Origin of the sequence: Streptococcus sp. 2018WUSS126, assembly GCF_044427425.1 — a bacterium.
Classification (GTDB): domain Bacteria; phylum Bacillota; class Bacilli; order Lactobacillales; family Streptococcaceae; genus Streptococcus; species Streptococcus hashimotonensis.
Genome location: NZ_JAOTGB010000033.1, coordinates 1 through 9,589, shown reverse-complemented (window position 1 = coordinate 9,589; position 9,589 = coordinate 1). Strand labels below are relative to the sequence as shown.

The following is a 9,589-nucleotide window of genomic DNA, read 5'->3' as shown; positions in this document are numbered from 1 at the left end:
TTAAAAAATTGGGTTAAAAACTTCCTTTTTGTGCGCCCTAAATACAAAAACTATTCCCGTTTTGTCATGAACTGCTCAGACGGGAATAGTTTCTTTAGCTGCTTAAATGCTTAACTTAATGACATTGGGCTTTTTGTCCAGCCTCTTTTTTTGTTATACTAGACAGTATGTAGGAGGTGGCTATGTTAGAAAATTGGTTAAACACCAAGCAAGGTCAGGTGTTTCATTACAAGATGGAAAAGATTGAGTATGCCCTAGAACAGCTAGGAAATCCCCAGTTTGCAGTTCCGGTCATTCATGTCGCTGGAACCAATGGCAAGGGATCGACCATTGCCTTTATGCGCCAGCTATTTCAGGCACATGGCTTGCGTGTCGGCAGTTTCGTGTCACCCCACATGGTGAGCGTACACGACAGGATTTGTATCGACAGCCAGCCCATTTCTGACCATGATTTTCAGCACTATTTACAGAAAGTCTACGACTTGGAGCAGGAAATCGCCGCTCGCTATGAGCCTTTCCGCTATTTTGAGGTCATGGTGCTCATTATGTTCCTCTATTTCCAGAACCAGCAGCTCGATGTGGCACTAGTAGAGGTCGGCATCGGAGGGCTTTTGGATACGACCAATGTCGTGGCACCAGCCCTAAGCGTTATCACCTCCATCGGCATGGACCATCAGGATTTACTAGGCTTGACTTTAGGGGAAATAGCAGAGCAGAAAGCGGGGATTATCAAGGAAAACGTGCCTGTCGTCCTTGGACCGCTTTCTCCAGAAACCACAGCCATCTGTCGCCAAATTGCCCTTGACAATCAAGCTCCTGTCTATCAATTTGGTCAGGAATTTACCTATAAAGCAGGACAGTTCAGCAATACGGACATCGACCTATCAGAATTAGTTCTGGGTCTGGCAGGCCATCATCAAGAAGAGAATGCGGCCGTAGCCCTACAAACTTTTATACTCTATATGACCAATATCCAAAAAGACATTCAACCTCAGTTGATTCAACAAGCCCTTGCCCAAACCAGCTGGCCTGGTCGTTTGGAATTGGTTGCTCAAGAGCCAAAAATCTATTTGGACGGAGCCCACAATGTCCCCGCTATCGAACGTTTGGTTGAATTTATTCAGGAACAAGAAGAGCCTGTTACTATTCTCTTTTCAGCCCTTCGACGCAAGGACTTTCAAGAAATGCTGGAATTATTGGACGAAAAATTACCACATACTGCCCTTGTATTAACCAGCTTTGCTTATGATGGTGCCTTGTCTGAGGAAAACCGACAAGGACGAGATTATGTTGAGAATTATCAGCAGTTTATAGAAGACTGGCAATCTAGCAAGCAAGGTATTTTGATTGTCACAGGCTCCCTCTACTTTATCTCAGAAGTTCGTCGGCTTTTTAAAAAATGACTATCTTTTTGCGAATAAATAGGTATGACACATGCAGAAAAAATAGCATTTCTAAAGGAATTTGAAAAGCTCAAACGCCATACCTTTCGCCAATTAGAACAGTTTGCAAAAATTTCTAGAACTCCCGATAGGAAATGACATCGGGAGTGCTTTTTGATATAATAAGGAAAGCAAATCCAAGGAGAAGAAAATGACAGAATTAGATGTAGTTTCGGACGTAGTTACTCATCCTGAGGAAACTTATCGGCGTAGTCGTAGAGCATCACGCAGACAGCAAGTGCAACTGAATGGTGAATTTCATGAAAGAGTATTAAAGACAAAGTATTGGCCAGCTCTTGTTTGGAGCTTAGTTTTAAGTGTTTTTAGCGTAGCCAATCCACTGCTAATGCCATTTGCAACCAATATACAAACTCAAAATTTATATGCAGGGATGGCAATGGCAAATGGACAAATCCCTTATGGTGATTTCTTTGGTACAAGCGGGTTATTATTCTACTTACTTGCTTTCTTAGGTCATCTGGGAGGGACTTTCATTATCTTTGGAATCCTCCAGTTTATAGCGTTACTGATAGCGGGAATCTATTTCTATAAGATTGTAGCTTATTTTAGTCAGTCAGAACACCTAGCGACAAGTTCTAGTCATTGGTTCTATGTATTTATTTTTGCACTTGGTTTTGGAGGAATGTATGCAGAAATGTTTGCTCTTCCGTTTCTTTTGACTAGTGTGTGGTTTCTGGTCCGCTATTTTGAAAATGCAGTGCGTGATGAGGCATTTATCCTCTACGGAATCGATGCGGCATTGGTATTTTTAATTTACCCAAAAAGTCTGATTCTTTGGTTAGTTGCAGGTCTAGTTTTATTTATTTTTAATATCCAACACCGCCAAGTTACTCGAGGAATCTATCAATTATTAGCGACCATTTTTGGTTTTCTTCTGATTCTATATGCGGTAGGTTATTATGCTTTTGAGGCGCAGATTCTGGGGACAGCTATTCAACAAACTTTCCTTTATAACTTACAGTTAGACTTTCACCATTCCTATCTATATTTAGCCTTGGCGATTGTGTCTGTATTTTTACTCTTATCTGGATTCTTTAAAAGTTTCATCCAAATGGTGTTTTCTTTCAAACAAGGAAGACATACCTATATCAAAGTTCTCCTATTATTGACTTTCTTAGTTCAATGTGTCTTTGTTATTGGGAATGCTAATTTTCAATGGAGCCAACTCATTCTTCTTTTACCGTATGGTTTTGCGATGTCAGTCGTTTACCTGCGTGATGAAGATGTAGAAGATCATCGTGGATATTTACGTCGTCAATTCTTTCTTCCGTTAGCTATTTGCTTGGGTATTATCGCTCAACCTGCTTATCTTTATTTGATACAGGGAGATTTGAGAACAGACCGTGAACAAGTTGCCAATTACATTGGTGAACAAACGAAAGATTCGGACAAGATTTATGTTTGGGATAATAGCGCAAGCATATATCTTTCAAGTCAACGTTTATCTGCCGCAACGATTACTACAGCAGAACCCTATCTGAATACTGACGACAATAAAAATAGCTTGATGTATGACATCAATAAAAATGAGGCAAAATTTGTAGTCGTCAATAAGAATTTGCCAATTCTAGATGAAATCAAGACAAATTTAGAATCACAGTACCAGTCTGTTCAGACAACGGATTACTTTACGATTTATCAAAAGAATGAATGATTGCTCAGGCAGTCATTTTTTCTTTAGCCTATCTGGGAAAAGTAGGGAAAGTGGATATGTGGTATAATGGAAAAATAAGCATTCGGGAAAAATTATTAAAGAAATGTAGGAGAAATGATGTCACATATTATTGAACTACCAGAAATATTAGCCAACCAGATTGCGGCTGGTGAGGTCATTGAGCGACCAGCCAGTGTGGTTAAGGAGTTGGTGGAAAATTCCATTGACGCAGGGGCTAGTCAGATTGAAATTAGTGTTGAAGAGGCTGGCCTTAAAATGATTCAAATCACGGATAACGGAGAGGGAATTGCCCCTGATGAAGTAGCGCTTGCCCTCCGCCGTCACGCCACCAGTAAGATAAAAAGTCAATCGGATTTGTTTCGTATTCGCACCCTCGGTTTTCGTGGAGAAGCTCTGCCTTCCATTGCTTCTGTCAGTCATATGGTCATTGAGACAGCTACAGCAGACTCTACACACGGACTTCATTTGGAGGCCAAAGGTGGTGTCATCGAGAAAGAGGAGCCCGTTAGTCGTCCAGTTGGTACGCAGATTACTATTTCGGATTTATTTTACAATACCCCTGCTCGTCTCAAATACGTTCGCAGTCAACAGGCTGAATTATCACATATTGTTGATGTTGTAAATCGATTGAGTCTAGCTCATCCGGAAATAGCTTTTGCCTTAGTAAATGAAGGACGAGAATTAATTAGAACTGCAGGGACAGGGAAACTTCGTCAGGCAATTTCAGGGATTTATGGGATTGCGTCTGCCAAAAAAATGGTTGAAATTGAGGCAGAAGACCTGGATTTTCAGATTTCAGGTTACGTTTCCTTGCCAGAGTTGACTCGTGCCAACCGCAACTACATTTCCATTTTCATCAATGGTCGCTATATCAAGAATTTTTTGCTTAATCGAGCGATTTTGGAAGGTTATGGTAGTAAGTTGATGGTTGGACGCTTTCCGCTGGCAGTCATTTCTATAGAAATTGACCCTTATCTTGCTGATGTCAATGTCCATCCGACCAAGCAAGAGGTCCGTATTTCCAAGGAAAAAGAACTCATGACCTTGATTCGAGAGGCGATTAGTCAAGCGCTTAAAGAGCAGGACTTGATACCAGATGCTCTTGAGAATTTAGCTCAGTCAAGTACTCGACCAAAAGTAAAAGCAGAGCAAGGCACCTTACCACTCAAAGAGCCAAAAATCTATTATGATACGATTAAGCAAGACTTCTTCTTAAAACCAGATGTGGTCGCTGAGGATGTCAAACCTCTCGAAGAGGATAGGCAAGAGATTGTTGAGTCGCCTGTCGAAAATAAACCTACATCTGTTCAATTTGCAGAACGTCAGTCGGTGGAATCAGAAGATCAGGAGCATCCTAATCTAAGTGCAAAAGAATTGGCAAAACTGGTAGATAAATTAGACCGGGAGGAAACCTCGACATTTCCAGAGTTAGAATATTTTGGTCAAATGCATGGGACGTATTTATTTGCACAAGGTAAGACAGGACTTTATATCATTGACCAGCATGCCGCACAAGAGAGGGTCAAATACGAATACTATCGTGAGAAAATTGGACAGGTTGACAATTCAGCTCAACAGTTATTGGTGCCGTATATTTTTGAATTTCCGCAGAATGATGCCCTTAACCTTGTCCACAAAATGGATGCTCTTCGTCAAGTTGGTGTCAACTTAGAAGAATATGGAGCTAATCAATTTATTCTGCGTGAACATCCTATTTGGATGAAGGAAGAGGAGATTGAGTCTGGCATCTATGAGATGTGCGACATGTTGCTCTTGACGGATCAGGTGTCAATCAAGCAGTATCGGGCAGAACTGGCTATCATGATGTCATGTAAACGGTCGATCAAGGCCAACCATGCTTTGGATGATTATTCGGCGCGTGATTTATTGAGACAATTGTCTTACTGCCAAAATCCCTATAACTGCCCGCACGGTCGTCCAGTTTTAGTGCATTTTAGCAAGTCGGACATGGAAAAAATGTTCCGTCGCATTCAAGAAAACCACACGAGTTTGCGAGAATTGGGCAAGTATTAAACCGTTGACAAAGAGTTGACACACTAGTAAAGGAAGTATATGTACGACTATATCAAAGGAATTTTAACGAAAATAACTGCAAAATACATTGTGGTAGAAACGCAAGGAGTAGGCTATATCTTGCAGGTTGCTAACCCCTACGCCTATTCAGGACAAGTCCAGCAAGAAGTGACTGTCTATACACATCAGGTGATTCGTGAGGATGCTCATCTGCTCTACGGATTTGCTACAGAAAATGAAAAATCCGTCTTTCTGAGTCTGATTTCAGTATCAGGTATTGGTCCAACAACAGCTCTGGCTATTATTGCTGTCGATGATAATGACGGACTTGTTCGTGCCATTGAGCAGAAAAACATTACCTACCTGACCAAGTTTCCAAAGATTGGCAAGAAAACAGCCCAGCAGATGATTTTGGACCTGGAAGGCAAGTTTGTCATGAGCGAAGAAGCTGGTCCTGTCCAACAAGTAGCACCATCCAGTGAAAATATCGCCCTCGAAGAAGCTATGGAAGCCATGGAAGCTCTTGGCTACCGACCAGCCGAACTCAAGAAAATCAAGAAATTCTTCGACGGCACCAATGACACCGCCGAAAACTACATCAAGTCAGCACTTAAAATGTTGATGAAGTGATAGGATACTAAGGCGTTAAGCGATACAAAGCAAAATAGGAAAGCTGACGCAGATGCTTTGGCATCTAGGAAGTCTTTATCTTTTTGCAAAGTATCGTAGCCGTGTTCAATTAACGTACCAGTATGATGGTTACTAAAGTAACTCATCCTACTACGGCAATCGCTATTTGCGACTTGCCTAGGTACCTTACTAATTCGCCACAAAAATAATATCAATTTTTGCGGCTCATGTCGTGTCCAGATACAAAGGGCGTTAAGCGATACAAAGCAAAATAGACGGTCGAACAGAAATTTCGTTGTGAGACCTCCGTAATGACAGCTAGGTAAGAGGCGAGTTTTAACGACGCCTCTTGCCAGATTCAACTGCGTTATTCGGTGATATTTATGATTCAGTTTGACAATTTTACAAAGTATCGTAGTCGTGTTTCAGTCAGCTTATCCTGATTCGCACTTTAGTTATTCACGAAAAGGAGTTTCTATGTCCTGTTGTGCTTGGGTTAATCTAAATAATCCACTCTATATTGCTTACCATGATGAAGAATGGGGCAAGCCACTTCACGATGAACAGTCTTTGTTTGAGTTGCTTTGCTTGGAATCCTACCAAGCTGGACTTTCCTGGGAAATTGTTCTCAACAAACGCCAGGCTTTTCGCTCTGCTTTTTTCAACTATGATATTCAAAAGGTTGCGGCTCTGACCGATGAAGATTTGGATGCACTTTTGGATAATCCACATATCATTCGTCACAAGGCTAAGTTGTATGCTACCCGCGCCAATGCCCAGGCCTTTCTTCGAGTACAGGAGGAATTCGGCACGTTTGATACCTATCTTTGGGAATGGGTTAACTTTACATCTGTCGACAACCCTGTCAAGTCCTTCCGAGAATTGCCGACCAAGAACGACTTGTCTGAGCGAATTTCAAAAGATTTGAAAAAGCGAGGTTTCAAATTTGTAGGTCCTGTCTGTATTTATTCTTATTTGCAGGCAGCAGGTCTGTTGAATGAACATGAAGAAACTTGTGAGATTGGAAAGAAATTACGAACTAATTAGATGAGCGAGCAATCGCACCCTAGACAGAGGAGGAATATGAAAGCAGAACTAATCGCCGTTGGGACGGAGATTTTGACAGGCCAAATCGTTAATACCAATGCTCAGTTCCTTTCGGAAAAATGTGCAGAGCTGGGAATTGATGTTTATTTCCACACAGCTGTTGGAGATAATGAAAACAGGCTTCTGTCTGTACTGGAAGTAGCCAGTCAGCGGAGCGACTTGGTCATTCTCTGTGGAGGACTTGGTCCAACTGAGGATGACTTGACCAAGCAGACCCTGGCGACCTTCTTAGGTAGAAAATTGGTCTTTGATGAAAAGGCTATGGCAAAATTAGACCGCTTCTTTGCCAGTCGCCCAGGTCGTGTCCGTACACCAAATAATGAGCGTCAGGCACAGATTGTGGAGGGAAGTCAGGCGCTACCGAATCCAGCTGGTTTAGCTGTTGGTGGTATGATTGAGCAAGATGGTGTAACCTATATTGTTTTGCCTGGTCCACCAAGTGAGCTCAAGGCCATGTTTTCTGAGAGTCTCTTGCCTTTACTGTCCCAATCTCAGCAGCAACTTTATTCGCGTGTCCTACGCTTTTTTGGCATTGGTGAAAGCCAGTTGGTAACTGTTTTGGCGGACTTGATTGACAAGCAGACAGACCCAACTCTAGCACCCTATGCTAAGGTTGGAGAGGTGACTTTACGCTTGTCCACCAAAGCGACCAGCCAAGAAGAAGCAAATCTACGTTTGAATCAGTTGGAAGAAGAAATCTTACAACATGACAAACTGGCAGACTATTTCTATGCCTACGGAGAGGACAATAGTTTGGTCAAAATGGTAGCGTCTTGTTTGATAGAGAAAAAACAAACTATAGTCATCGTCGAACAGGGGACAGGTGGTCTCTTGCAAGCTGAATTGAGTTTGGCTTTGGCTGATCAGCCGTATTTTAGCGGAGGGAAAGTCATCGGTCAGCTAGGGACAGAATCGGGCAGGCTATCAGAGGAAGCTGACTGCATTCGGCAGGAGCTGCAAGCTGATTTAGGTTTGGCTGTGTCTGTGCTTATCAAACCGGAATCAACAGAGGACAACGTACTTGCAAAAGTATATCTCACTTTGGCTACGACCTCGGGTATTTCCAAAAAAGAGATAGATTTAGGTGGTTATTCGTGGCAATACCTTCGCCAGCTTGCTTGTTTGCAGGCCTGGGATTTTGTACGAAACACTTTGTGAAATAGCAGATATTTGCTATAATAGTTTGACTAAGAAAAGAGGAGAAAATCATTGGCTAAGAAACCAGGAAAAAAATTAGAAGATATTACAAAGAAATTTGGCGATGAGCGTAAAAAAGCGCTGGATGATGCCCTAAAATCAATTGAAAAAGATTTTGGTAAGGGTGCTGTCATGCGTCTTGGTGAGCGTGCTGAGCAAAAAGTTCAAGTCATGAGTTCAGGTAGCTTGTCAATCGACATTGCGCTTGGAGCGGGTGGCTATCCGAAGGGGCGTATCATTGAGATTTACGGTCCAGAGAGCTCAGGTAAGACAACTGTTGCCCTTCATGCAGTAGCTCAAGCTCAGAAAGATGGCGGTATTGCTGCCTTTATCGATGCGGAGCATGCCTTGGATCCAGCCTATGCAGCAGCTCTTGGTGTCAATATTGATGAGTTGCTCTTGTCACAGCCAGACTCAGGAGAGCAGGGTCTTGAAATCGCTGGTAAGTTGATTGACTCTGGTGCTGTTGATTTGGTTGTTGTTGACTCGGTTGCAGCCCTTGTACCACGTGCAGAAATTGACGGTGATATTGGTGATAGCCACGTTGGTTTGCAGGCTCGTATGATGAGTCAGGCCATGCGCAAACTCGGTGCATCCATCAACAAAACAAAAACAGTAGCCATTTTCATTAACCAGTTGCGTGAAAAAGTCGGTGTCATGTTTGGTAACCCTGAAACAACACCTGGTGGACGTGCGCTTAAATTCTATGCATCTGTCCGTATGGATGTTCGTGGAAACACACAAATCAAAGGAACAGGCGACAAGAAAGATCAAAACGTTGGTAAGGAAACCAAGGTGAAGATTGTGAAAAACAAGGTGGCGCCACCATTTAAAGAAGCTGTTGTTGAAATCATGTACGGTGAAGGAATTTCTCGCACAGGTGAATTGATTGAGATTGGTAGCAACCTCGGCATCATCCAAAAAGCAGGTGCTTGGTATTCATATAATGGAGAAAAAATTGGCCAAGGTTCTGAAAATGCTAAGAAATTCTTAGCAGATAATCCGGCAATCTTTGATGAAATTGACCGCAAGATTCGTGTTCATTATGGTTTAATTGAAGCAGATGGAGTTGAAGAGGTTGCGACCGAAGAAGCTCCTGTTGTTGCGGAAGAGATCCAAGATGTTATCCTAGATCTTGATGGCGGTATTGAATTAGAAGATTAATTCCTAACAAAATAGATTTAATATTGAACTATTGATGCCTATCTGTTATAGGTGTGTGCGAAGTTGTTTAGTATAAGCACGAAAAAGTCTGGAAATTCCACAATGTCATTAAGTTAGCTAACCTATCACGTTTTGTGGTAGGTTAGTTTTTTATGTTACACTAGAAATAAAAGGGGAAAAATCATGCTAGACCAGATTAAAGCTCATTTACTTGATAGTATTAACGACATCGTTTCCACCGCAAACCAGTTTGTGCTTCATCCTGAAAAAGATTTTAGTCGGAAAAGTCAGCTAACGATGAAAACCATGATTCAAGCTA

The 9,589-nt window shown here is 42.0% G+C and carries 8 protein-coding genes and 1 pseudogene; 8 read left to right on the top strand and 1 reads right to left on the bottom strand.

The genetic code is table 11. The features are described from left to right. Positions 1-182: 182 nt before the first annotated feature. From ODU34_RS09930 to ruvA, 4 genes are all read left to right on the top strand, one after another. On the top strand, positions 183-1,403 hold the full coding sequence (locus tag ODU34_RS09930) for a folylpolyglutamate synthase/dihydrofolate synthase family protein (RefSeq protein ID WP_105159630.1): 1,221 nt from the start codon (positions 183-185) through the stop codon (positions 1,401-1,403). Positions 1,404-1,593: 190 nt separating this feature from the next. Continuing rightward, positions 1,594-3,117 carry a quinol oxidase gene (locus ODU34_RS09925; RefSeq protein ID WP_105179471.1) on the top strand — a complete coding sequence of 508 codons (1,524 nt, stop codon included), beginning with the start codon at positions 1,594-1,596 and terminating at the stop codon, positions 3,115-3,117. Between the two features lie 117 nt (positions 3,118-3,234). Continuing rightward, the gene (gene mutL / locus ODU34_RS09920) at positions 3,235-5,172 is read left to right on the top strand and encodes a DNA mismatch repair endonuclease MutL (protein ID WP_398578485.1); all 1,938 of its coding nucleotides are present in this window, start codon (positions 3,235-3,237) and stop codon (positions 5,170-5,172) included. A gap of 39 nt (positions 5,173-5,211) precedes the next feature. Beyond that, positions 5,212-5,802 carry a Holliday junction branch migration protein RuvA gene (gene ruvA, locus ODU34_RS09915; protein ID WP_063076944.1) on the top strand — a complete coding sequence of 197 codons (591 nt, stop codon included), beginning with the start codon at positions 5,212-5,214 and terminating at the stop codon, positions 5,800-5,802. Here ruvA and ODU34_RS09910 read toward each other — a convergent pair. Further along, the gene (locus ODU34_RS09910; RefSeq protein WP_239517382.1) at positions 5,766-5,948 is read right to left on the bottom strand and encodes a hypothetical protein; all 183 of its coding nucleotides are present in this window, start codon (positions 5,946-5,948) and stop codon (positions 5,766-5,768) included. The genes ruvA and ODU34_RS09910 overlap by 37 nt on opposite strands. Positions 5,949-6,279: 331 nt before the next feature. On the opposite strand from ODU34_RS09910, the gene ODU34_RS09905 reads away from it, so the two are divergent. The 4 genes and pseudogenes from ODU34_RS09905 to ODU34_RS09890 form a co-directional block, all read left to right on the top strand. Further along, complete coding sequence (locus tag ODU34_RS09905; RefSeq protein ID WP_398578484.1) at positions 6,280-6,849, top strand: DNA-3-methyladenine glycosylase I; 570 nt, start codon at positions 6,280-6,282, stop codon at positions 6,847-6,849. 36 nt (positions 6,850-6,885) lie between these two features. Next, positions 6,886-8,067 carry a competence/damage-inducible protein A gene (locus ODU34_RS09900; protein ID WP_398578483.1) on the top strand — a complete coding sequence of 394 codons (1,182 nt, stop codon included), beginning with the start codon at positions 6,886-6,888 and terminating at the stop codon, positions 8,065-8,067. A gap of 51 nt (positions 8,068-8,118) precedes the next feature. Next, on the top strand, positions 8,119-9,270 hold the full coding sequence (gene recA, locus ODU34_RS09895; RefSeq protein WP_011922545.1) for a recombinase RecA: 1,152 nt from the start codon (positions 8,119-8,121) through the stop codon (positions 9,268-9,270). A gap of 183 nt (positions 9,271-9,453) precedes the next feature. Continuing rightward, positions 9,454-9,589 (top strand): annotated as a pseudogene (locus ODU34_RS09890) (IS4 family transposase); the annotation flags it as partial.